This window comes from Massilia alkalitolerans DSM 17462 (assembly GCF_000427785.1).
In the GTDB taxonomy this organism is placed as follows: Bacteria; Pseudomonadota; Gammaproteobacteria; order Burkholderiales; family Burkholderiaceae_D; genus Telluria; species Telluria alkalitolerans.
In genome coordinates this window covers 99,145-120,829 of record NZ_ATYR01000010.1, presented here as the reverse complement: position 1 = coordinate 120,829, position 21,685 = coordinate 99,145, and the positions used below count along the sequence as shown (strand labels likewise).

The window sequence follows — 21,685 nt, the reverse complement described above, 5'->3', positions numbered from 1 at the left end:
GCTTATCTTAAGAGACCACTTGGCTTGTCCAAAGTGCCAATCCGCGCGAAGATGGGCGTACCAATGCACATCGACGACCTGATCGCCGCCGCGCCGCTCGAGCGCGCCGCCACGACCCCGCTGTTCCGCCAGCTTTATGCGCGGCTGAAGGACGCCATCCTGCACGGACGCCTGGCGCCCGGCACCCGCCTGCCGGCCACGCGCGAGCTGGCGCGGCAATTGCAGGTGTCGCGCCAGACCGTGCTGGCCGCCTACGAGCAGCTCACGGCCGAAGGCTACCTGCGCGGCGGGGTGGGGCAGGGTACCTTCGTGGACGCCAGCCTGCCCGCCGCGCGCCCGGGGCCGGCTCATGCCGGCGCCGTGCCCGGCGCACCCGGCATGACAAGGCCGCTGCCGGCACGCGGCCTGGCAATGGCCTCCAGCATGGCGCGGGTACGGCATCACCAGGGCCCCTTGCGGGCCTTCAGGCCGAGCATGCCGGGCCTGGACCTGTTCCCCTTCGAGGTCTGGCGCAAGCTGGAAGCGCGCCACTGGCGCCGCCGCGAGCTGCCGCTGGGCTACGGCGCCGCCGCCGGCTACCCGCTGCTCCGGGAGCTGCTGTGCGCCTACCTGAATGCCTCGCGCGGGGTACGCTGCACGCCCGAGCAGATCATCGTCACCACCGGATCGCAGCAGGCCCTGTACCTGCTGGCGCAGCTGCTGCTGGCGCCGGGCGAGGGCGTGTGGCTGGAGTCGCCCGGCTACCAGGGCGCCGCCGCGCCTTTCGAAGTGGCCGGCGCGCGCATGTGCCTGGTGCCGGTCGACGCCGAAGGCATGGACGTCGCCCATGCCGCCGCCCACCATCCGGACGCCGCGATGGTGTTCGCCACCCCGTCGCACCAGTTACCGCTGGGTGTCACCATGAGCCTGGGCCGGCGCCTCGAGCTGCTGCGCTGGGCCGAGGCGAAACGCGCCTGGATCGTCGAGGACGACTACGACAGCGAATACCGCTACACCGGTCCGCCGCTCGCTTCGCTGCAAAGCCTCGACCACGCGGGCTGCGTGATCTATGTCGGCACCCTGTCCAAGGTGCTGTTCCCGGGCCTGCGCCTGGGTTATGTGGTGGCGCCGCCGGCGCTGGTCGAACCCTTGACGCAGGCGAAGGCGGTGGTCGACCGCCACAGCCCGGTGGTTCCGCAGGCGGTGCTGGCCGACTTCATCCAGCAGGGCCATTTTGCGCGCCACATCCGGCGCACCCGCGACGCCTATGCCGAGCGACGCGGCGCGATGATGGAGGCTTTGGCAAGCCGCCTGGACGGCATGCTGGCCTGCGGCCCGGCAGATACCGGCCTGGACGTCTGCGCGCGCATCACCGGTCCGCTGGGCGAAGCCGAGGCCGTGGCACGTGCCCTGGCCGCCGGCGTCGACCTGCGCCCGCTGTCCTACTATGTCCACCCGCAGGCCGGCCCGGCATGCGCGGCGCCGCCCGGGATGCTGCTGGGCTTTTCGGCCTTCACGCCGGCGGAGATCCGCGCCGGCGTGGTCCGTCTCGCACAGGCCCTGGCGCCCTGAAGCCGAATGGCATTTCAGGAAACGTTAATGATTGATCAGCTAGAATGGCGTTTTGCTTGAATACGAGAGGCACATGGCGACGCAGGGCGAGTACGAGTATTTCAAGAGGATCGGCGAAGCGGGCATGCAGCATTCGACACACAAGCCCTGGTCCGACGCCCATTGCGGCCTGTACATGATGGAACTGGGCGCCATGCTCGGCCTGATGCCCGAGGGGGGCCGCCTGCTCGACATGGGATGCGGCACCGGATGGACCAGCGTGCTGTTCGCCAAGCGCGGCTATGACGTGATCGGCACCGACCTGGTGCCAGAAGCCATCGACGCCGGGCGCCGGCTCAGGGACAAGGAAGGCTTGCCCAACCTCGACTTCGTGGTCGGCGACTACGAGTCGCTTTCCTTTCGCGAAGAATTCGACGTGGTGGTGTTCTTCGATTGCCTGCACCATGCGGTGGACGAGGTCAGCGCGCTGCAGAGCGCCTGGCGCGCCCTGAAACCGGGCGGCATCTGCATCACCTCCGAGCCCGGCCTGGGCCACGAGCGCCGTTCGGCCGCCATCATGGCGGAGTTTGGCACGACCGAGCGCGACATGCACCCGGCGAAGATCATCCGCGCGGGCAAGAAAGTCGGATTCCGCAGCTTCAGCGTGCATCCGCATGCTTCCTACCTGTATATCGCCCTGTACCGCAAGCACGCCGACAACCTGGTAGGCAAGCTGCTGCGCATTCCCGGCATGCGCGCCCTGGCGGGCCTGGCCACCGTGCTGTTCTCGAAACACCAGGCGGGCATCGTCGTGTTGCGCAAATAAGCGCCGGCACACCAGGTGCCTGTCGCTTTTGCACCTCAGCGGTTGTATTGCAGGTAAGAACATGTAAAGATGGGGTAACCATGCATTACGCCTGCAGTTTTTGGATCAATGTAGGGAGCGGCCCGGCCAGGCGCAGACTCCCGGAAGTCTTTCGGAAAACCGTTTCATGCATCCTGCCCTGTCTCGCATTCTGATCTGCCGCACGGATAACATCGGCGATGTCGTCCTCACCCTGCCGCTGGCAGGCTTCCTGAAAGGGGCGATCCCGGGCGTCCAGGTCGACATGGTGTGCCGCGCCTATGCCGCGCCCGTGGTGCGCTGCTGCCGCCACGTCGACCGCGTGCTGGCGCTGGAAGAACTGGACATCGACCGCCTGTTCCAGGACCGGGAATACGACACCGTCATCTTCGCCTTCCCGCACCGTGCCATCGGCCGCGCGGCGCGGCGCGCCCACGTGCCGAACCGCGTGGGCAGCAGCCACCGCCTGCACCACTGGATCAGCTGCAACCGGCTGGCGCACTTCAGCCGGGCGCGCTCGAACCTGCACGAAGCCCAGCTGAACTTCGCCCTGCTCAAGCCCCTCGGCATCGACCGCCAGCCTGTCCTGGACGAGATCTGGCCCCTGTACGGCCTGCAGGCCCCTGGCGAGGCCGGCGTCGGCCATTTCTTCGATCCGACGCGCTTCAACCTGATCCTGCATCCCAAGTCGAACGGCAACGGCCGCGAGTGGCCGCTGGCGCGCTACACCGAACTGGCCGCGTTGCTGAGCAACGATCCCGGCATCGCCGTCTGGATCACGGGCAGCCGCGCCGAAGGCGAACTGCTGGCGCGCGCGGCGCCCGAACTGTTGGCCAGTCCGAACGTGCGCAACCTGTGCGGCCAGGTGGACCTGGACGGCCTGGTCGCGCTGATCGGCATGGCGGACGGCCTGGTCGCCAGCGGCACCGGGCCGCTGCACGTCGCGGCGGCACTGGGAAGGCCGACGCTCGGCCTGTTCCCACCGATCAAGCCGATCGACATCGCCCGCTGGGGCGCGCTCGGCCAGCGTGCCCAGTCGCTCTGCGGCGAGCAGGCCTGCGGCAGCTGCACCGACGCTGCGCACTGCCGCTGCATGGAGGCGATCGGCGCGCGCCAGGTGGCGCAAGTGGTCGCCGGATGGCGCAGCACGGCAGCGCAGCAGCGCGGCCAACGCATGGAAGAAGCGGCCGCGTGAGGCCGAAGCTCCTGATCACGCTCGATTCCATGCGTTTCGAGAACACCGGCCTGCACACCTTCGGCGACAGCCTGACGAAGGAGCTGGCCAGGCAGGGGCAGGGCAGCGTCGACCTGAGCGCCTATACCTATCCCGCGCAGCACGGCTTCCTGGGCGAGGAGGCATCCTACGTCGGCCACCGCAGGTATCACCGTTGGCTGTTTCCGCGCAAGCGCGAGTTCGACGTGGTCCACTTCGCCGACCAGTACTGCCGCTTTGGCCCGGAGCGCGTGCGCGCCCGGACCGTGATGACGGTCCACGACCTCAACCAGGTGCACGAGCGCACGCCGGGCAGCGCGAGCTACCAGCGCTACCTGCGCAGAATGCGCCGCAAGATCCGGGGCGTCGACCGCATCGTGGCGATCTCGGAGTTCGTGAAGAGCGACATCCTGCGCTTCTTCCCGGAGGCGGAGAACAAGATCTCGGTCATCTACAACGGCACCAATCCGACCCGGGCGCCCGAGGGACACCAGCCGCGCTTCCTGCCGCAAGGCCGCTTCCTGTTCGCGGTCGGGATGGTCTGCCCGAAGAAGAATTTCCACGTGCTCGTGCCTCTGCTGCGCGCGAACGATATGAGCCTGGTGATCGCCGGTGTGGTCAAGGAAGCCTACCGGGACAGGATCATGCAGGAAGCGGCGCGCTTCGGCGTGGCCGACCGGGTGGTGGTGACCGGTCCGGTCAGCGGGTTCGACAAGGACTGGTACTACGCGCATTGCGAGGCCTTCCTGTTCCCTTCGCTCGCCGAAGGCTTCGGCCTGCCGGTGATCGAGGCGATGCATCACGGCCGCCCGGTGTTCCTGTCGCGCTTCACCAGCCTGCCGGAAGTCGGTGGCGACGCCGCCTTCTACTTCGACAGCTTCGATCCGGACCACATGGCCGAGGTCCTGGAAAACGGACTGGCGCGCTTTGCCCGCGAGGATGGCGCCCGGCGTGCCCGCGAACATGCGAGCCGCTTCAGCTGGGAAAAGGCGGGGGCGGCCTACCTCGACCTGTACCGGCAGGTCCTCAGCTAGGGGCCGCGGGTTTATACTGCGGGGATGAACCAGACCCGTTGCTCCTGGGCCAACATGGCCAATCCCCGCTACATCGCCTATCACGACCACGAGTGGGGCGTGCCCTGCCACGACGAGACGACCTTGTTCGAGATGCTGAACCTGGAGGGGGCGCAGGCCGGCCTGTCGTGGGAGACCATCTTGAACAAGCGCGACAGCTACCGCCTGGCCTTCGACAACTGGGATGCGCATACCATCGCCGCCTATGACGAGGGCAAGGTGGCCGAGCTGCTGGCCAACCCGGGCATCGTGCGCAACCGCCTGAAGGTGGCGGCGGCGATCACCAACGCGAAAGCGTACCTGGCGATGCGCGAACAGGAGCTCACGCTGGACGCCTACCTGTGGGGCTGGGTCGACGGGAAGCCGCTCGTCAACGACTGGCCGGACGGATCGCGCCCCGCCAAGACCGCGCTGTCGGACCGCATCTCGAAAGACTTGTCGAAACGCGGCTTCAAGTTCGTCGGCTCGACCATCATCTACGCTTACCTGCAGGGCGTCGGCGTCGTAAACGACCACGACAAGGCCTGCTTCCGTTTCGCAGGGGCTTGATGTGGACCTGCGCGCACACTGGCGCAACCGCGAACGCTACACCGTGTTCGACACGAACTACGGCGATGGCGCCCGGGTGCGTGCGGTGCAGGAGGCCTGGCGCGCCGACCCCGACGCTCCCGCGCGGCTGCACGTCGTGGCCCTTGCCGATGGCCTGCTGCCGGGCTTTCACCGCATTCCGCAGGATGACCCGCGGCTGACCCTGACCCTGCTTGCGGCGCCGTTCGACGCTGCGCTGGCGCAGCTGGGCGCGCAGCCTGATTATTTTTTCCTGCAGGACGTCGCCGGCGCCGCTTTCGCGCGGCCATTGGCGCGCATCGCAGCGAGTGGGGCGCAGCTGGAAGCCGATGGACTGGTGGACGAGCAGCGTGCGGCGCTGCAGGCGCAGGGTTTCGTCTTCGACGATGACGGCAGGCGTGCGGTCTTTGCCAGCCGCAAGCCGCGCCTGCCGCTGCCGCCGGTGCTGCCGCAAGCGCACAAGCGCGCCCTGGTCATCGGCGCAGGGCTGGCCGGCTCCGCCGCCTGCGCCAGCCTGTGCGCGCGCGGCTGGCAGGTCACCCTGGTCGAGCGCCACCCGGCGCCGGCGATGGAAGCCTCGGGCAACCTGGCCGGCATCTTCATGCCGCTGCTGTCGCGCGACGACAATATCCCGACCCGCCTGACCCGCGCCGCCTACCTGTATGCGCTGCGCGCCTGGCGCCAGCTGGGCGGCATCGGCGGCGCCATCGAAGGGCAGGCCTGCGGCGTGCTGCAATTGGCGCGCGACCCCGGCCACGCCGACGTGTCGCGCGCCATCGCGCGCGAGGCGCATTACCCGACGGACTTCGCGCGCTGGCTCGAAGCTCCCGAGGCGCAAGCCTTGCTCGGGCTGCCGGCGCCAAGCGGCGGCTGGCTGTTCCCGCAGGGCGGCTGGGCGCGTCCCGGCAGCGTGTGCGAAGCAATGCTGCAGTCCTGCGGCGAGCGGCTGGTGCGCCGCTTCGGCGCCGGCAGCATCACCCTGGAACGCAGCGGCGACGAATGGCTGGCGCGCGCCGAGGACGGCAACGTGGTCGCGCAGGCGCCAACCGTGGTGCTGGCGAGCGGCGCCGGCGCGCGCAGCCTGGCGCAATCGCGCGAGCTGCCGCTGGCGGCCTTGCGCGGGCAGGTCAGCCACCTGGACAGCGGCAGCCTGCCCGCCTTGCCCCTGGTGCTGTGCCGCGAAGCCTACCTGACCCCGGCGGCCGGCGGCATTGCCTGCGCCGGCGCCACCTACGACCTCGACGCCGACCCGCAACTGCGCCTGTCGAGCCACGAAGAGAACATCGAGCGCCTGCGCGGCCTGGTGTCCGACCCGCTGGCTGCCGCCGGGGCGCCGCTGGCCGGCCGCGTGGGTTTCCGCTGCGTGGCCCCGGACCGCGTGCCGCTGGTCGGCCGCCTGCCGGACTTCGGCGCCGCAGGCAGGACCGAGCGCCTGCGCGACGTGCCGCGCCACCCCGGCCTGCATGCGCTGCTCGGCTATGCCTCGCGCGGCCTGATCTGGGCGCCGCTGGCGGCGGAACTGCTGGCCGCCCAGCTCGAAGGCGAGCCGCTGCCGCTGGAAATGGGCCTGGTCGATGCGCTCGACCCGGCGCGTTTTGTCCTGCGCGCGCGTCGCGTGCCACGCGGACCTGTCCCGGCGGATGAGTAGCCTGTTGCGTTAGCGCAATAAGTTACATTCCGCCAGAAAGTGTCAAATCGCCAGCGGTATAATTGACTTACGGTAATTTATAGGCCGAAAGCCGGCCAATTCGATGGAAGACCCACACTCGCCCCTGTCCATGTTCCTCGCGTCGACTGCGCACGACATGAAGAATTCGATCAGCGTCCTGTCCGGCACGCTCGAACGCCTGCTCGACGACGCCTCGCCCGAGACCGAGAAGGCCTATCCGCAAATGGCGCAGATGCTGTACCAGACGCGCCGCCTGAACGACAACCTGATGCAGCTGCTGGCGCTGTACAAGCACGTGGGCACGCCCGAGTATCCGTTCGACGTGCAGCCGCTCGAAGTCGGCCAGCTGGCCGAGCAGGTGGTCGCCCTGGAACGGGTGCTGCTGGAGTCGCGCGGCATCGCGCTCGAGCTCGACGTCGATCCCGAGCTGGTCTGGCACTTCGACGAGGACCTGATCGTCGGCGTGGTCTCGCATGCCGTCAACAACGCCGTGCACTACACGCGCGACAGCATCTTCCTGAGCGCGCGCGAGCGCGATGGCTGGCTCGAGATCCGCGTCGAAGACAATGGCGTGGGTTTCCCGGCCACGCTGCTCGAGGCGGGGAGCGCGGCCATGAACGGCATGGCGTCCGGTGTCAACTTCCTCACCAACAGCGCCGGTCTGGGCCTGCATTTCTCGCGCGAGGTCGCGCGCATGCACCGCCACCGCGAGCGCAACGGCGCCGTGCGCCTCGAGAACGGCGGCCGGCTGGGCGGCGGCTGCTTCATCCTGACCCTGCCATGAATGCCGTGATCAACTCGCTGGCGGCGCCGAGCGCCGAACAGGTGGACTGGGCGTCCAAGAGCTACCTCGTGGTCGACGACTTCATCGGCGTGCGCCAGCTGCTGCGCGAAGCCTTGCGCAGCCTGGGCGCGCGCAACATCGACCAGGCCTCCAGCGGCGGCGAGGCCATGGGCCTGCTCAACAAGACGCGCTACGACGTGGTGCTGTGCGACTTCAATCTCGGCGAGGGCAAGAACGGCCAGCAGGTGCTGGAAGAAGCGCGCATGCGCAACCTGCTGCTGCCCTCGAGCGTGTTCCTGATGGTGTCGGCCGAGAAGAGCGTGGAGTCGGTGATGGGGGCGGCCGAGCACCAGCCGGACGCCTACCTGGTCAAGCCGATCACCGAAGGCGTGCTGCTCAGCCGCCTGAACCGGGTGTGGCGCAAGAAGCAGGTGTTCAGCCTGATCGACCAGGCCTATGCCGAGAAGGACTACCTGCGCGCCGCGCGCCTGTGCGACGAGCAGATCGCGCTGAACAAGGCGCACGAGATCGACCTGCTGCGCATGAAGGCGCGCCTGATGGAGAAAAGCGGCGAGCCGGCCAAGGCACGCGAGACCTACGAGCGCGTGCTGGCGCAGCGCGAGTACCAGTGGGCGCGCTCCGGCCTGGCCAAGATCCGCATGGCCGACGGTGACTATGAGCAGGCGCGCCAGATGTTCCAGACCGTGATCGCCGAGAACCGCTACTACATCGATGCCTACGACCAGCTGGCGCTGGCCTGGCAAAAAATGGGCAAGCACGAGGAAGCGCTGAACGTGCTGGAGCGCGCGGCCAAGCTTTCGCCGAATTCCGTGCCGCGCCAGCGCAACCTCGGCCAGGCCAGCCTGAAGCTGGGCAACGTCGGCATGGCCGAGAAGGCCTTCCGCAAGTGCATCTCGATCGGCGAGTACTCGATCCGCAAGACGCCGGACGCCTATCTGGGGCTGGCGCGCGTGTGCGGCCTGAAGAACGATCCGAAGGAAGCGCTGCAGCTCCTGATCGCGGCGCAGCGCGAGTTCGGCGCCGATCATCCGGACATGGAACTGCGCACCAAGATCACCGAAGGCCTGGTGTACCACGAGAGCGGCGACTACCGCCGCGCGCGCAAGGCCGGCGACGAGCTGGAAGCGCTGCTGCAGTCGACCGGGGAACGGCCCGACGTGCCGACCTGCCTCGAGATGGCGACCCTGCTGTTCGCGGTAGGCGTCAAGGAAGCGCCGGTCGACCTGCTGTGCTACGTGATCCGCAACAACCACGACAACAGCTTCCTGCAGGACGAGGTGCAGCAGATCTTCGAGAAGGCGCGCATGGGCGAGGAGGGCGAAAAGCTGATCCGCGGCGCGCGCAAGGAAGCGATCGACCTGATGAACCAGGGCGTGCTGCTGTGGAAGACCGGCAAGCTGCCGCAAGCGGTCGAGTGGATGCGCAATGCCAGGGCAGCGCTGCCGCACAACGTGCGCATCCTGTTCAACTCGGCGCAAATCCTGATCTCGCACATGCAGCAGCGCGGCTACAGCGCCGAGCTGATGGAAGAAGCGCACGGGGTGCTGGCCCACGTCGACCGGGTGCAGCCCGGGCAGCAGCGCTTTGCCCAGCTGATGGAGCAGTTGCTGGCGCTGGTGCCGAAGGTGGAAGAGGAAGCTGCAACGGAGGTGGCCGGCCCGGCTGCCGCCGCCTGAGTCAGCGCCAGTTTCCCCGCACGTCCTCGCAGCGCTGTCCCTGCGCGGCATTGCCGTGCCGCCGCGCCAGCTCCGCGCACAACACCGCCACGTCGAGCCCGCCGTCGCGCGTGCGCGCCGCCTCCATCGCGCCGTCCAGCGCACACTCGCCGATGTACTGCCCCAGCGCCCGGTAGCTCTCGAACTGGGTCTCGTCGAACCACTGGTCCACCGAGCTCTCGTGCGGATAGGCGGGGTGCACCTTGCGGTAGTTGAGCAGGTCGGCGTTCTCGCGGCCGACGATGGCCGGCTTGATGTACAGCAGCGTGCCATCCACGCCGCCCTGGTCCACCTGGCTGTAGCGCACCGTGCCGACCGCGCAGCTGGCGCCGCACAAGCCCTCGCCGCCCAGCTGCGCCAGCTTCGAGACGTCGAGGTCGATGCGCACGTGCAGGTCGGTGCCGACCTTGCGGATCGCATTGCCGAGGTCCGCGAAGGCCAGCGCCCCGTCGCTGGCCACGTCCACCGCGATGATCAGGCGGCAACGCCGCCGCACCAGTTCGTAGATGCCGAGGTTGTCGAAATGCCCGCCGTCGGACAGGTAGACGTAGGTGGCGTCGGCATTGGTCAGGCCGAACAGCTCGGCCAGCAGGCTGAACAGGCCGACGCGCGGCGAGGACTGCTGCCAGGCCGCCTTGCGCGGATTGGGACACCAGCGGCCCAGGCGCACGTTGAACATCGTCATCAGGAAGTTCAGCGGCGGCGAGGAGTGCGCGCCCATGTTCGGGCTGGCCGCCGCGCCGGACACCGCGACCGCCATCCCGAGCCGCACGCCGGCATCGTCGTCGGCCCCGGCGCCCGAGCGCGCACCGTAGGCGCCGGTAGGGCGGTAGCAGCCGCGCGCGGCGTCCAGGGACTGCGCGCTGCCGGCCACGCCGTGCACCGCGGCGCTTCCCACCGATCCGGCCGCCAGCTCGAAGCCGCAGTAGCGCGGCGTGAAGGTGAACGAGGCCGCCTTGCGGGTGCGCCAGGCCAGCTCCTCGCCGCCGACCAGGTTGAGCGAGGTATTGATGATGTGGCAGGGGCGCTGCTGCTTCAGGTCCGCCAGCAGCGGGTCGTCGCCGGGATCGAAGCCGGTGAAGGGATGGGGCTTGCGCGCGCGGCTGCTGGCGCCGAAGTAGGCGCGCACCAGGCGGTTCCGGTACAGCATGTAGAGCGAGAACTTGTTGATGTCGACGCGCCAGCCGAGCAGCAGCGCTGCGCCCAGGAAGATCGCGAAGGCCCACGCCAGCCGGCTGCCGCTGGTGGCCAGGGTGGCGCTGGTATGGGCGCCATAGACGCAGGTCAGCGTGATCGGCTCGGGACAGGCGATGCGCGGCGGCGCCACCGCCGCCTGCACCAGTGCGCTCAGCAGGGCGAACACGCCGGCGGTGAACACGTAGGGCGCGATCCGCGCCGCCACTTCGAAGCGCGTGTCGCCGGCGCGCAGGCTGCCGGCCCAGGTGCCGGTCCGGCTGCCGCTGCCGGCCTTGAGGCCGAACCAGGTCACGAGCAGCCAGCCGGCCACGGTGGTGATGTGCGACCACACGTTCTGGGTCAGCCAGGCCCAGTGCAGCAAGGGGGCCAGGAAGAAGGAGACGCCGAACATCGAGACCCAGGCCAGCGCGAAGATCCAGGTCCAGGCGCCCTGGCGGCTCCACCATTCGCGGCTGGCGTCGCTGTACATGCGGCCGATCAGGCCGATCATCAGCGTCATGGTGCCGGCGAACAGCGCCATCATCAGCGGCATGCCGAAGGTGGTGAGGGCGATCGCGTTGTTCAGCACCGGGTGCGTCTTCGGGTCGGGCAGCAGCGACAGCCCGGCCAGCAGCAGCAGGGTGCCGATTCCGAGGGCGCCGAGGGCGCAGGCCAGGTGCGACAGGCCCTCGACCATCTCGGCGCGCGTCAGGTCGGCCGATGGCGGATGCGGATGCAGCAGGCGCGGCACCACGGCGAGGGCGGCGGCCACCATGAGCAGCACCACGAACAGCGCCAGCAGGCCGTTGACCAGCAGGTCGCAGGCCTCGCGCGCCATGAAACGCATCATCGTTTCGGGGGCGAAGGCGCGCGCCGCCGCGCACAGCACCGCCAGCACGGCCACGAAAAATGCGCCGCACACCACGTAGCCGGCGCGCCGGTAGATGCTGGTGCGGTCGTGCGCCAGGTACCAGCCGCAGGCCCACACCACGAAGTAGGCGAAGCCGGGCGCCAGCAGCCAGTGGGCGCGTCCCGCCAGCTGCGCCGGCAGCGCAGTCCATTCCCAGAAAGGCGTTTCGCCGCCGTGCCGCCACAGGCCCAGGCTGCCGAGGAAGCCCGCCAGCAGCAGCGGCAGGTTGATCCACCACAGCACCGCGCCCTGCGACAGCGGGAAGCGGCGCCGCCCGCGCGAGCCGGTGGGCTTGCTGGAGACGCTCAGGGCGATGCAGAACACGGCGAACAGGAACAGCAGCACACCGGCCATCCAGGACAGGTCGGCATACACGGCCCACGGCCCGCCGGGGTCGACGATACGGTGCACGGCCCACACGGCTGCGCGCGGCAATAGGAGCAGGGCGCACAGCCAGGCCACCAGCATCGTCAGGTTCAGGCCGGTGTTGCGGGCATAGGTGCCGATCAGGGTCCAGGTGTCGGCGCTGAACATGCCGCCGCGCGGCGACAGGTAGTTGCAGTACTGGCGCAGGAAGCGGATCGCCGGCGCCTCGGTGCGGCCGGCTGCATTTGTCCCCCCTGGCGCCAGCATCTCCTCGACCTTGCGCACGTCGCCGCCCTGTTCGTGGATGCACTTGGACAGCCAGCCGCCGATGAAGCCGCCGCCGGAAACGGTCGACAGGTAGTCGAGGTGGCGCAGCAGCCGTTGGTTCGCCAGTGCCTGCAGCATGCCAAGGCCGAAGGTGGCGCTGCGTACGCCGCCGCCGGACAGCGCCAGCCCGACCATCCCGGCCTTGTGGGCGCGGGCGGCAAGGTCGGCGCCTGGTGCGGCATCAGGGTCCGGGTGCAGCAGCTCGAGTTCGTCGCGGAAGACGTCATGGAAGGTTGCGCCGCTGACTTCGTCGAGGCGCTGCAGGGTTGCGTCGTCGAGCACACCGCGTCCGGCGATGCCCTCGCGCCGGCGGAACTCGACGATCGCCTCGGCCAGTTCGTCCAGCGTGCAGGCATGGGCGGGCGGGCGGCAGCCGGCCGCTTCCAGTTTACGGCGCAGGTCGGCGATTTGCGCCGGGACCAGGCTGGCTGGGTCGAACGAGGACACGGGTACTCCTCTTGATGACGGGCGGGATCGGAAACCGGTCCCGCTGAGTCCAGTTCAGCACGCCAGGTAAGCGGACGCTACCGAATAGATCAAGAGTGCGCCCTCCACTAAGTCTGGTAATCTTGCTTATGGTGAAAGCAATGATGTGCAATATGGAAAGCGTATGGCCAACATCTACCTGTTGATCGGCGTGCTCCTCCTGGGCATTGCCGCCTTGCTCTACTTCCTACCGAAGCGCAGGATTCTGAATTTCGTCGATTACGAGGCGCCGGAGGCGGTCGTTCGCATCAACCGCCATGCGGCGCCGCGGCTGCTCCTTCCCGTGGCCGTGAGTGCCGGATGCGCCTATATCGTCGACATGCGGCCGGAACTGGCCGTGCCGCTCCTGTTCCCGACCATCATTTCCATCCTGGTTGCGGTGGTGTGGATTTCTGCCGGCCTCACGCGCCTGAAGGACCGTTGAGGCCATCTTCCTCGCGGTCGGAAGCATCGCGATTGCGCAGGTAGTGTTTGTCGAGCGGAAACGGCGGCAACCAGGACTCGCGCCGTATGGTCCAGTTCTCGTAGGTCGGCATTAACTGGTCCGGCGCATCGAGCGTGCCCAGGTGCACCTCGATCTCGTCCCCGCTGCGCGCGAACACCGAGGACCCGCAGCGCGGGCAGAAGTGGCGGCCGCAATAATCGCGGGTGTCGCCGCTGACCGTCACCGCATCCTGCGGGAAGATCGCGGCGGCGTAGAACAGGGCGCCGTGGTGCTTGCGGCAGTCGAGGCAGTGGCACAGGCCGACCCGGTGCGGCCGTCCCGAGGCCAGCAGCCGCACGTCGCCGCACAGGCAGCCGCCGCGGACATCCATCTCAGCCTTTGTCGGCTTTTACGCGCGGATTGCGGCCCACCCGGCCGGAACCGCCCGGGCTGGCGGGCGCTGCCGGTTCCGCGCCGCCGGACACGTCCAGCGGCGAGCCGCCGCGCGCTTTCGGCTCGGCCGGGGCCGGCTTTGCCGCGCCATCGTTGCCGCCGGCAGGGGTTTCCGGGGTGACGCCGGCCGCCGGCATGGCGCTGCTGACTGCCTGGCGGAATTGATCCTGCAACAAATTCCACCACGCGACCGCAGCCGGCATGGCGCTGTTCGCGGCCGACTGGGCTGCTGGTTCCGCCTGGCCGGAAGAAGCGTCGGCCTTCGGCTCCGGCGCCGGCGGCGGGGGAGGTGTCGGGGCGCTGGCGGCCTGCTGTGCAAAGAACTGCGTGAAGGGCGCCGCCATGGCCGGGTCGCTGCCGGCGCGCTGCATGGCCTGCGCCATGCTGTCGCCCATCGCTTTCAGGGTGGCGAGGGTGCCGCGCTGGACTTCGAGCGCCTGGATGGTTCCGCGCAGCATGCCCAGGTTCAGGTTGAGCCAGGATTCGACCGCCTTGAGGTCGGCGATCTTCTTGTCCAGTTCGTCCACGGACAGGCTGGAGCCGGTCACGCCCGGCACGCCGACGCCGGGGATATTCATGCTTCCCCAGAGGTTTTTCACGAATTCGAGCGTATCGGGCATTCCGGCAGCGTTGGGCGGCTTGAGCATGGTCTTCTCCTTGGCTAGAAGCGCCAAGCGTAGCAGATAAATAACACGCGACAAAGCCTGTACGGCAAAGGGGCCAATGTGCCGCGTCCCTGCACCCCGGCTGCGCTCAGGCTACACTAGCGGCATGAGTTCCGCTTTTCCTCCTCAGCGGCTGCGCGCCCTGGTGCTGGGCACGCTCATCGTGCTGCTGCACTGGCTGGTGCTGGGCTGGCTCACCGCGGGCACGCAGGGCATCGCGCTGCCGGGACGTGAGGGCGAAGCTGCGATCAGCCTGGCGCAGCTGCTGCCGCCGGCGCCCCTCGATGCGCCGGTAGCCGAGCCCGTGCCGCCGCCGGCGCCGAAACTGGTGCAGCCGCCCCTGCCGGACTTCGTACCGCTGCCCACGATCACGGTGACGGAGGACGTGGTGGGCGAACCGGTGCGCCCCGGTCCGCCCGCGCAAACCACCACGCCATCCGCCGCGCCGGCTCCAGCGCCGCAGCCGACCGCTGCCGCCGAACCCGCCCCGGCCGAACCCGACCCCGGCCCGGCGCCGATCGTGCACACGGTGCGCCGCTACAAGGTGGACGTGCCGCCGCCGGCCGAACTCAGCTACAAGGTGGCGCGCCTTGACGCCGACGGCACGACATGGAGCGGTCAGGCCCTGCTGTCCTGGAAGCGCACCGACCAGGCTTATCGGATGCGCTTCGAGGCCGGCATCAAGATCGTGTTCGCGCGCGTGAACCTGGCGGTGCTCACCAGCGAAGGCCATCTCGGGAACACCGGCCTGGCGCCGGTGAAAATGACGGAAAAGCGCCGCGGCCGTTCGCTGACCGCGACCCATTTCGACTGGTCCGGCAACAAGCTGACGTTCTCGGCTTCGGAAGGCAACTATGCCTTGCAGCCCGGGGCGCAGGACAAGGCCACGGTGCCGTTGCAGCTGGCGGCCATCGCGCGCGGCGACCAGGCGCAACTGAGCGGCGACATCGACATCTTTGTCGGCGAAGAGCGCTGGGGCGCCGTGTACACCTTCAAGGTCGTGGGACCGGAGGAGATCGACACCCCGCTCGGCCGCCTGCAGACCGTGCGTATCACGCGCCCGCCGAAGCCGGGCTCGTACAAATCGCGGCTGGACATCTGGCTCTCGCCCGCGCATGGCTGGCTGCCGGTGCAGATCCGCAGCAGCGAAGCCAATGGCGCGGTAACCACGCAAACGGCGAACGACATCGCCATGACCCAACCAGGATTCTAGATATGCAACACTCTGCCGTACGACACGCCGGCTGCGGCCTGCTGCTGGCGCTCACCCTGGGCACTGCCGGCGCACAGGATGCCCCGGCCGCCATCAAGCGCAAGTTCGAACTACCGCCCTCGGCCGACCTGCACTATGAGCTGCAGGCCCGCCAGCGCGGCTTCGGCCTGAAGGGCGAGGCCATCGTCACCTGGCGCGCCGGAGACGGTAAATACGCCGTGAGCGCCGAATCCAAGGTGCCTCTGCTGGGCACCATCACCCACGACCGCAGCAGCGGCACGATCGACGCCTTCGGCCTGGCCCCCGCCGAATTCACCGAAAAGCGCATGCGCAAGGACCCGACCACGGCCACGTTCGACCGCGAAGCGCGCGCGCTGCGCTTCAGCGAAAGCAAGCAGGTCTATCCGCTCAAGGGCGGCGAACAGGACCGGGTGTCGATCACCTGGCAGCTGGCCGCCGTGGCGCGCGGCGCAGGCGAGCGCTTCAAGCCGGGCACCGAATGGCCCTTTTTCGTGGCCGGCCGCCGCGATGCAGAAACCTGGGTGTTCAAGGTGATCAAGCGCGAAAAAGTACAGACCGGCCTGGGCGAGGTCGAGGCAGTGCTGGTGTCGCGCCAGCCGGTGGCGGACAAGAAGGATCAGGTGCTGGAGGTCTGGCTGGCGCCGCAGCACGAGTGGTATCCGGTCAAGCTGCGCTATGCCGACGGCGACAAGGAACAGATCGAACAGACCCTGAAGACGGTGACAAAACCGTAAATTGCACCTCACACAATGCAACATTGTCTTGTTTTCAAGGCAATGGATGGGTGTGTCTTTCCTGCAATCGGGGGCCTCCGCGGAAGCTAGTTGCCGATCCTAAACTGTTATACTGGCGCCCCCGCGGACCGGTTGAGCCTGTCCGCGCCAGAGAACGGTACTTATATGATCGACCACCTTGGCGGCGCGGCGCTCGCCGTAGAATCCCTTTCGACACCACTGGAAGACGACCCCCTGCAGGCGCACTTCCAGGACGGTGTCGCGCCCGACGAGATCGAGCAGGTTTACCACCTCAAGCGCGCCCAGCCCATGCTGTCGGCCTTCACGGCGCTGTTCCACGGCACCCAGGACGGCGTCTTGGTGCGCCTCCTGGTGCTGCGCGAGCTGGCCAGCGATACCGGCAGCTCGGCCTTCTCGCGGGCCGACATCAACAACAAGCTGGCCTACCTGACCGCGGAAAGCCTGGAGACGGTCCTGAACCGCCTGCGCGGCCACGGCCTGCTGGCCTGGGACGGCCCCAGCGCCGTTTACCGCATTACGCCGCTGGCGCGCAACGTGCTGTCCGCGCTCGACACCCTGATCGCGCTGGCCAAGCCGGAAGAAGACGATGCCGAGATGGGCTTCCTGCTGTCGCAGGTGGCCGGCGCCCAAGCCGTGGGCGGGGTCACCGTGGAGCAGCTGCGCCACCTGCTGGGCCGCCTGGTCGAACTCACCGAGGAGTTCCGGGACGCCATCGCTTCCGGTTCCGAATTCCGCCTGCGCACCTCGCAGGCGAAATGGCACATGGCCTGCGACTGGGTCGAGAAGGGCTCGGTCATCCTGCGCGCCATCCTCCAGGACCCGGCCGCCGACGCGGCCACCCACAAGGCGGCGCAGGCCATCGGCCGCGCCCAGAGCGCGTTGCTGAACATGCAGGGCATGTTCTCGCGCGCCCTGAACCAGATCGAGCGCCAGCGCGTGCACCTGGGCCAGTCCGGCCTGTCGACGACCGACGTGAAACGCTGGCTGCTGGCCCACGAAGACCTGGCCAGCCTGGCCGAGGAGGCGATCGACCGCCCGGTGGTGCCGCTGTTCGGCACCCCGGCCGAGATGATCGACGTGGCCGAGACCGAGCTGCTGCTCGAGCGCGTGACCTCGACCGGCCCGAAAGGCCTGCCGACCGGCACCGATGCGCCGCTGACGGTCAACGACAACCCGGCGATGCAGGCCGAACTGAACGACTGGATCAACAAGCTGGCCGACTTCGCCAACCTCGGCAACTTCCCCGAGTTCTCGGACAGCGGCCCGAAGAAGGTGGCGCTACACGAGTCGCTGCTGCCGGCCAGCTTTGCCGTTGCTTCCTACCGGGCTTCGCTGCTGCCGCTGCTGGGCGATGCGTCCGAGGCCAGCCTGCAGGGCGCGACCGCCGAGCTGGCGCGCCTGCCCGTGAAATTCGAACCGACGGACGAGATGATCCAGCTCGACGACCCGGAAGTGGCGGCGATGTCGATCGCCTCCCTCTCACTGAATCTTGAAAGCGGAACACCCGATGAATGACGACGCACAAATCCTGATCGCGCGCATGCTGACGCACCAGACCCTGCGCCGCGACGACAAGATGGTCAAGCGCGCGCTGTCGGACGAGCAGTTCCGCATCGAAGTCGACAAGCGCCTGCTGGAATGCGGCCTGAAGCTGCTCGACAACGTCTACGCCGACCACGTGACGATCGCCCTGCACCGTAACGTCGAGCCGAAGATCTTCGGCGCCAAGGACATCTGGCAGAACAACAACTTCGGCCTGACCCGCGACGGCGTGGCCCTCCTGGTGGTGCTGTGGGCGCAGATCATCCTGCCCAAGCGCGAGCGCCAGGAAACCCACACCACGGTGGCGGACGACCAGACCGACATGTTCGGCCAAGACGCGCCGATCCCGCGCGCCGAGGATACCTCCATCGGCATCTCCTACACCGCGCTGCTGTCCGACTTCGGCGACAAGCTGGGCAAGAAGACCCGCATGGACATGAACCTGGGCGTCCTGTCGAAGCTCGGCTTCATCGAGCGCCGCGGCGACGTGATCCTGGAAGGCCCGCTGCTGGACCTGATGATGGACACCGACCTGCTGAAGGAACGCATCATCAACGGCGCGCTGGCCGAGGTGTTCAAGCGCGCGCCGCTGGCCGCGGCCCCGCGCAAGATCGATGCCGCCAACGACGCCGTGGTGGAAGCCGCCGCCGACGAAGAAACTCCGAACTAAGGTAAGCCCATGTTCCATATCAAATCACTCGAACTGGTCCACTGGGATTACTGGCAGCGGATCAAGAACATCCCGCTGGACGCCAAGATCATCACGATCGCCGGCCAGAACGGCTCCGGCAAGACCACGCTGCTCGACGCGCTGCGCACCCTGTTCGGCCTGGACTGCTCGATGGGCCGCACCTACAAGCACTATGCGCGCCACTCGGGCCAGCAGAGCGCCTGGCTGCGCGCCGTGGTCGACAACAAGCCGTCTGGCCGCCAGCTGTCGAACCGCCCGTTCCGCCATTCGGGCTTCTTCGCCGACGACGAGGTGACCCTGTTCTGCCAGGTGCAGAAGAACGGCGGCGACTGGAAGCGCCAGTACCTGATGCGTCCCGGGAACGTCGAGATCGAGGAAGTCACCGACGCCACCGACTGGCTGGGCGTGGAGAACTACAAGAAGCGCCTGGCCTCGGCCGGCCTGTCGCCGGCCATGTCGAAGGTGCTCGCGCTGGAGCAGGGCGAGACCGATAAACTGTGCGAATACGCGCCGCGCCAGCTGCTGGACCTGGTGTTCCAGGTCTTCGGCGACAAGGAAGTGCTGGACGCCTACGACGAAGCCAAGCGCCACCAGCGCGACACCGAGACGGAACTGAAGCGCTTCGAGGCGGAACTGGAAACCTCGCGCATCAACCTGGAAGGCCTGCGCCTGCGCGTGGCCAACTACCACCAGTGGGAAGGCCTGCACAAGGAAAAGCGCGAGCTGCAGGAAGACGTGCTGCCGGCCCTCGAATACCACGAGGCGCGCGAAAAGGCGGCCAACATCAGCCGCAATCTCAAGGAAGCCCGCAAGCCGCTGCTTGCCGCCGACTCGATCCTGGCCGAGAAGCGCCAGCAGCTGGCAGCCCAGCAGCGCGCGCTGACGGAAGCGCAGAAGCAGGAAACCCAGCTGGAGCAGGAAGCCACCGAGCTGGCGAGCCGCCTCACCCAGGTCAACCAGAAGCTCAAGCCGCTGGAAAGCCTGATCGAGCAGAAGGATCGCCTGCAGAAGCTGGCCGCGGACGCGGGCGCCGACCTGGCGGAAGTCGCCAACCAGCTGAACGAAAAAGAAGCGGAACTCGCCAAGCAGAAGCAGCAGCGCGACAACATCGCCGCAAAAATCGCCGGCGAGCTGGCCACCATCTCGGCGCTGCAGGGCAAGAGCGCGATGCCGGAGCCCGAAGCCCAGCGCCAGATGCGCCGTGCGCTGCGCGACGAGGGCATCGCCCACGCCATGCTGTCGGACATCGTCGAAGTCACCGATCCGAAGTGGCAGGGCGCGGTCGAGGGTGTGCTGGGCGGCTACGCCTCGGTGGTGCTGCTCGAGAAAGCCAAGGATGCGCCGGCGGCCTACCGCCTGGCCGAGAAGGAACGCTATCGCCACTTCATCGTGCCCGACTGCGTCGAGGCGCCGGTGGTCAAGGACGCCAGCCTGCTGTCGGTGGTGCGCTTTTCCGGAAAGGCGCCGGGCTGGCTGATCGACCAGCTGGAACGCATCGAGCGCGTCGATTCGGTGGACGCCGGCTTCAAGTCGGATTGCGACGAATGGATCACCCCGGACGCCTACCACCGCGAACGCCGCGGCGGGCGCTCGCTGTTCGTGGAACCATCGCGCTACCGCTTCGGTTCCGCCGGCAAGACCCAGCGCCTGGAAGCGATCCAGAAGTCGCTCCCGGCCCTGGAAGCCCAGGAAGACGCGCTGACCCTGGCGATCAGCAAGCTGGCCGCCGAAGTGGGCGCGCTGAAGGGCCGCATCGCCGGCGTGGACGCCGCCAAGGAACTGGCGGCGCGCCAGGCCGAGTTCGAGGAAGCCACGCGTGCGCTGCAGCCGCTCAAGGCCGAGCGCCTGGAAGTGGGCGCGCGCCTGGGCGAGCTGTCGATGCTGACCAAGAACGCGACGGTGGCGCGCACCCGCGCCGACACCGTGTGGCAGAACGCGCGCATGGCCCTGTCCGAAGCGGAAGCCGGCATGCGCCTGAACAACCGCCGCACCATCGAGCAGCGCACTGAACATGCGAAAGCCCTGCTGGCGCTGCGCAAGAGCTGGCGCGACCTGCCGACGAACTGGAAGAACGCCGGCTGGCGCGGCGACCTGGTGGCCAAGCACCAGAACGCGCACCAGGTCAACCTGCGCCTGTCCTCGCTGGAGCACGCCCTGGCGCGCGACGACTGGGAACAGGACAACACCGTCATCGACCAGTACGCGCGCCTGAACGACCAGCTGTCGGGCCGCCAGAGCGAGACCGAGGAACGCCGCTACCAGAACAACCGCGCGATCGAGGCCACCGCCAACGCGCGCGGCGCCTACATCGAGCGCCTGCGCTATACCATCAAGACCTACTCCAAGAACATCAAGGAGCTGGGCGAGCTGGCGGGCATCGACGTGCAGGCCGATCCGGTGCGCCTGGAGAACGACGACGTGCAGCTGGCCCAGGCCGGCCTGCACGTGCGCTTCAAGTTCGACGGCAAGGACCAGATCGGCATGAACGACGGCGAGGCTTCCGGCGGCCAGCAGGTGATGAAGTCGCTGGTGCTCTTGATCGGCCTGCTGAAGTCGGAAGAAGGCTCGGGCGGCTTCGTGTTCATCGACGAACCCTTCGCCCACCTGGACATCCGCAACATCCAGCTGGTCGGCGAGTTCCTGAAGAACACCGACGCCCAGTACCTGATGACCACGCCGCTGACGCACAACACCGACGTGTACGATCCGTCGGAGCTGACCTTGATCACCAGCAAGAAGAAGAAGGACGTGCAGTGGGCGCAGCCGATCTTCGTGCTGCAGCGAAGGAAGGACGAGGCGAAGGCCGCGTAAGACAAAGGGAGCCGATGGCTCCCTTTTTCATGACTGTTGCCGCGCCAGTATTTCTGCAGCGGCAAGACACTTACTTGGAGATTGCCCACCCATCGCTTGCCTTCACAAAACGCACCGGGCTGATGCCTTTTGTGACGGAACCAAACTGCTTTACTTCAAGCTCGACGTCGCACAGATAGGCTTTGTCGCTATCCGATTTGCAGCCGATTTTCTTGACGCTTGTGATCTCCGGCGCCAGTCCTTCCAGGATTTCGGGCGTCGACTTCTGCTCCTTTGCGACTGCGGCCTGGATGTCCTGTTCGGACGGTTCGCTACTGCATCCTGCAAGCGCCACTCCCAGGAGAATGGTGGCGGAAACGGATATCAGCCGTAAGCTACTCTTCATATATCGTCGTGGTTGTCGGTGTGAGTGGCGGTGTCGGCGACATC

General features: G+C 67.9%; 18 protein-coding genes. 14 read left to right on the top strand and 4 right to left on the bottom strand.

Annotation, left to right across the window (positions count from 1 at the left end; genetic code table 11):
- Positions 1-33: 33 nt before the first annotated feature.
- The 8 genes from pdxR (at position 34) to YWC_RS29215 (ending at position 9,377) form a co-directional block, all read left to right on the top strand.
- The gene (pdxR, locus tag YWC_RS0112500) at positions 34-1,551 is read left to right on the top strand and encodes a MocR-like pyridoxine biosynthesis transcription factor PdxR (protein ID WP_229413096.1); all 1,518 of its coding nucleotides are present in this window, start codon (positions 34-36) and stop codon (positions 1,549-1,551) included.
- A 73-nt stretch (positions 1,552-1,624) separates the two neighbouring features.
- Positions 1,625-2,356, top strand: a complete 732-nt coding sequence (locus YWC_RS31580; protein ID WP_051306425.1) for a class I SAM-dependent methyltransferase — start codon at positions 1,625-1,627, stop codon at positions 2,354-2,356.
- Positions 2,357-2,522: 166 nt separating this feature from the next.
- Complete coding sequence (locus tag YWC_RS0112490) at positions 2,523-3,569, top strand: glycosyltransferase family 9 protein (RefSeq protein WP_027865677.1); 1,047 nt, start codon at positions 2,523-2,525, stop codon at positions 3,567-3,569.
- Positions 3,566-4,621: a glycosyltransferase family 4 protein gene (locus tag YWC_RS0112485; protein ID WP_051306424.1), complete on the top strand. Its 1,056-nt coding sequence runs from the start codon at positions 3,566-3,568 to the stop codon at positions 4,619-4,621. The genes YWC_RS0112490 and YWC_RS0112485 overlap by 4 nt, the downstream gene beginning before the upstream one ends.
- A gap of 24 nt (positions 4,622-4,645) precedes the next feature.
- Positions 4,646-5,209 (top strand): DNA-3-methyladenine glycosylase I, encoded by a 564-nt coding sequence (locus tag YWC_RS0112480; RefSeq protein ID WP_027865675.1) that lies wholly within the window; start codon positions 4,646-4,648, stop codon positions 5,207-5,209.
- A gap of 1 nt (position 5,210) precedes the next feature.
- Positions 5,211-6,875 carry an FAD-dependent 5-carboxymethylaminomethyl-2-thiouridine(34) oxidoreductase MnmC1 gene (mnmC1, locus tag YWC_RS29220; protein WP_036214212.1) on the top strand — a complete coding sequence of 555 codons (1,665 nt, stop codon included), beginning with the start codon at positions 5,211-5,213 and terminating at the stop codon, positions 6,873-6,875.
- Positions 6,876-6,978: 103 nt separating this feature from the next.
- Positions 6,979-7,680: a sensor histidine kinase gene (locus YWC_RS0112470; protein WP_027865674.1), complete on the top strand. Its 702-nt coding sequence runs from the start codon at positions 6,979-6,981 to the stop codon at positions 7,678-7,680.
- The gene (locus YWC_RS29215; RefSeq protein WP_036214210.1) at positions 7,677-9,377 is read left to right on the top strand and encodes a tetratricopeptide repeat protein; all 1,701 of its coding nucleotides are present in this window, start codon (positions 7,677-7,679) and stop codon (positions 9,375-9,377) included. The genes YWC_RS0112470 and YWC_RS29215 overlap by 4 nt, the downstream gene beginning before the upstream one ends.
- Position 9,378: 1 nt before the next feature.
- Here YWC_RS29215 and YWC_RS29210 read toward each other — a convergent pair whose 3' ends face one another.
- Positions 9,379-12,642, bottom strand: coding sequence for a patatin-like phospholipase family protein (locus YWC_RS29210; protein WP_084416412.1), 3,264 nt, complete (start codon positions 12,640-12,642; stop codon positions 9,379-9,381).
- A gap of 163 nt (positions 12,643-12,805) precedes the next feature.
- Between YWC_RS29210 and YWC_RS0112455 the strand changes: the two genes are divergently transcribed.
- Complete coding sequence (locus YWC_RS0112455) at positions 12,806-13,105, top strand: hypothetical protein (RefSeq protein WP_027865673.1); 300 nt, start codon at positions 12,806-12,808, stop codon at positions 13,103-13,105.
- Here the strand turns inward: YWC_RS0112455 and YWC_RS0112450 are convergent.
- Both YWC_RS0112450 and YWC_RS29205 read right to left on the bottom strand, forming a co-directional pair.
- The gene (locus YWC_RS0112450; RefSeq protein ID WP_027865672.1) at positions 13,083-13,496 is read right to left on the bottom strand and encodes a GFA family protein; all 414 of its coding nucleotides are present in this window, start codon (positions 13,494-13,496) and stop codon (positions 13,083-13,085) included. The genes YWC_RS0112455 and YWC_RS0112450 overlap by 23 nt on opposite strands.
- A gap of 1 nt (position 13,497) precedes the next feature.
- The gene (locus tag YWC_RS29205) at positions 13,498-14,205 is read right to left on the bottom strand and encodes a PhaM family polyhydroxyalkanoate granule multifunctional regulatory protein (RefSeq protein ID WP_051306423.1); all 708 of its coding nucleotides are present in this window, start codon (positions 14,203-14,205) and stop codon (positions 13,498-13,500) included.
- Between the two features lie 124 nt (positions 14,206-14,329).
- On the opposite strand from YWC_RS29205, the gene YWC_RS0112440 reads away from it, so the two are divergent.
- From YWC_RS0112440 to YWC_RS0112420, 5 genes are all read left to right on the top strand, one after another.
- On the top strand, positions 14,330-15,436 hold the full coding sequence (locus YWC_RS0112440) for a DUF3108 domain-containing protein (protein ID WP_027865671.1): 1,107 nt from the start codon (positions 14,330-14,332) through the stop codon (positions 15,434-15,436).
- A 2-nt stretch (positions 15,437-15,438) separates the two neighbouring features.
- Positions 15,439-16,191, top strand: coding sequence for a DUF3108 domain-containing protein (locus YWC_RS0112435; protein WP_027865670.1), 753 nt, complete (start codon positions 15,439-15,441; stop codon positions 16,189-16,191).
- A 165-nt stretch (positions 16,192-16,356) separates the two neighbouring features.
- Positions 16,357-17,727 carry a hypothetical protein gene (locus tag YWC_RS0112430; protein WP_027865669.1) on the top strand — a complete coding sequence of 457 codons (1,371 nt, stop codon included), beginning with the start codon at positions 16,357-16,359 and terminating at the stop codon, positions 17,725-17,727.
- Complete coding sequence (locus YWC_RS0112425) at positions 17,720-18,424, top strand: hypothetical protein (RefSeq protein ID WP_027865668.1); 705 nt, start codon at positions 17,720-17,722, stop codon at positions 18,422-18,424. The genes YWC_RS0112430 and YWC_RS0112425 overlap by 8 nt, the downstream gene beginning before the upstream one ends.
- 9 nt (positions 18,425-18,433) lie before the next feature.
- Positions 18,434-21,256 (top strand): ATP-binding protein, encoded by a 2,823-nt coding sequence (locus YWC_RS0112420; RefSeq protein ID WP_027865667.1) that lies wholly within the window; start codon positions 18,434-18,436, stop codon positions 21,254-21,256.
- Positions 21,257-21,326: 70 nt separating this feature from the next.
- On the opposite strand, the gene YWC_RS31575 is transcribed toward YWC_RS0112420, so the two are convergent.
- A complete protein-coding gene (locus tag YWC_RS31575) occupies positions 21,327-21,641 on the bottom strand; it encodes a hypothetical protein (protein WP_156923635.1) in 315 nt (104 codons plus the stop codon).
- Positions 21,642-21,685: the final 44 nt, after the last annotated feature.

What these genes read in the sequence shown, in the direction of transcription:
- YWC_RS0112470 (WP_027865674.1), top strand. Translation starts at nt 6,979, where the DNA reads ATGGAAGACCCACACTCGCCCCTGTCCATGTTCCTCGCGTCGACTGCG.
- YWC_RS0112450 (WP_027865672.1), bottom strand. Translation starts at nt 13,496, where the DNA reads ATGGATGTCCGCGGCGGCTGCCTGTGCGGCGACGTGCGGCTGCTGGCC.
- YWC_RS0112480 (WP_027865675.1), top strand. Translation starts at nt 4,646, where the DNA reads ATGAACCAGACCCGTTGCTCCTGGGCCAACATGGCCAATCCCCGCTAC.
- YWC_RS29205 (WP_051306423.1), bottom strand. Translation starts at nt 14,205, where the DNA reads ATGCTCAAGCCGCCCAACGCTGCCGGAATGCCCGATACGCTCGAATTC.
- YWC_RS31575 (WP_156923635.1), bottom strand. Translation starts at nt 21,641, where the DNA reads ATGAAGAGTAGCTTACGGCTGATATCCGTTTCCGCCACCATTCTCCTG.
- YWC_RS0112440 (WP_027865671.1), top strand. Translation starts at nt 14,330, where the DNA reads ATGAGTTCCGCTTTTCCTCCTCAGCGGCTGCGCGCCCTGGTGCTGGGC.
- YWC_RS0112455 (WP_027865673.1), top strand. Translation starts at nt 12,806, where the DNA reads ATGGCCAACATCTACCTGTTGATCGGCGTGCTCCTCCTGGGCATTGCC.
- YWC_RS0112435 (WP_027865670.1), top strand. Translation starts at nt 15,439, where the DNA reads ATGCAACACTCTGCCGTACGACACGCCGGCTGCGGCCTGCTGCTGGCG.
- YWC_RS0112425 (WP_027865668.1), top strand. Translation starts at nt 17,720, where the DNA reads ATGAATGACGACGCACAAATCCTGATCGCGCGCATGCTGACGCACCAG.
- YWC_RS29215 (WP_036214210.1), top strand. Translation starts at nt 7,677, where the DNA reads ATGAATGCCGTGATCAACTCGCTGGCGGCGCCGAGCGCCGAACAGGTG.
- YWC_RS0112490 (WP_027865677.1), top strand. Translation starts at nt 2,523, where the DNA reads ATGCATCCTGCCCTGTCTCGCATTCTGATCTGCCGCACGGATAACATC.
- YWC_RS0112430 (WP_027865669.1), top strand. Translation starts at nt 16,357, where the DNA reads ATGATCGACCACCTTGGCGGCGCGGCGCTCGCCGTAGAATCCCTTTCG.
- YWC_RS31580 (WP_051306425.1), top strand. Translation starts at nt 1,625, where the DNA reads ATGGCGACGCAGGGCGAGTACGAGTATTTCAAGAGGATCGGCGAAGCG.
- YWC_RS0112420 (WP_027865667.1), top strand. Translation starts at nt 18,434, where the DNA reads ATGTTCCATATCAAATCACTCGAACTGGTCCACTGGGATTACTGGCAG.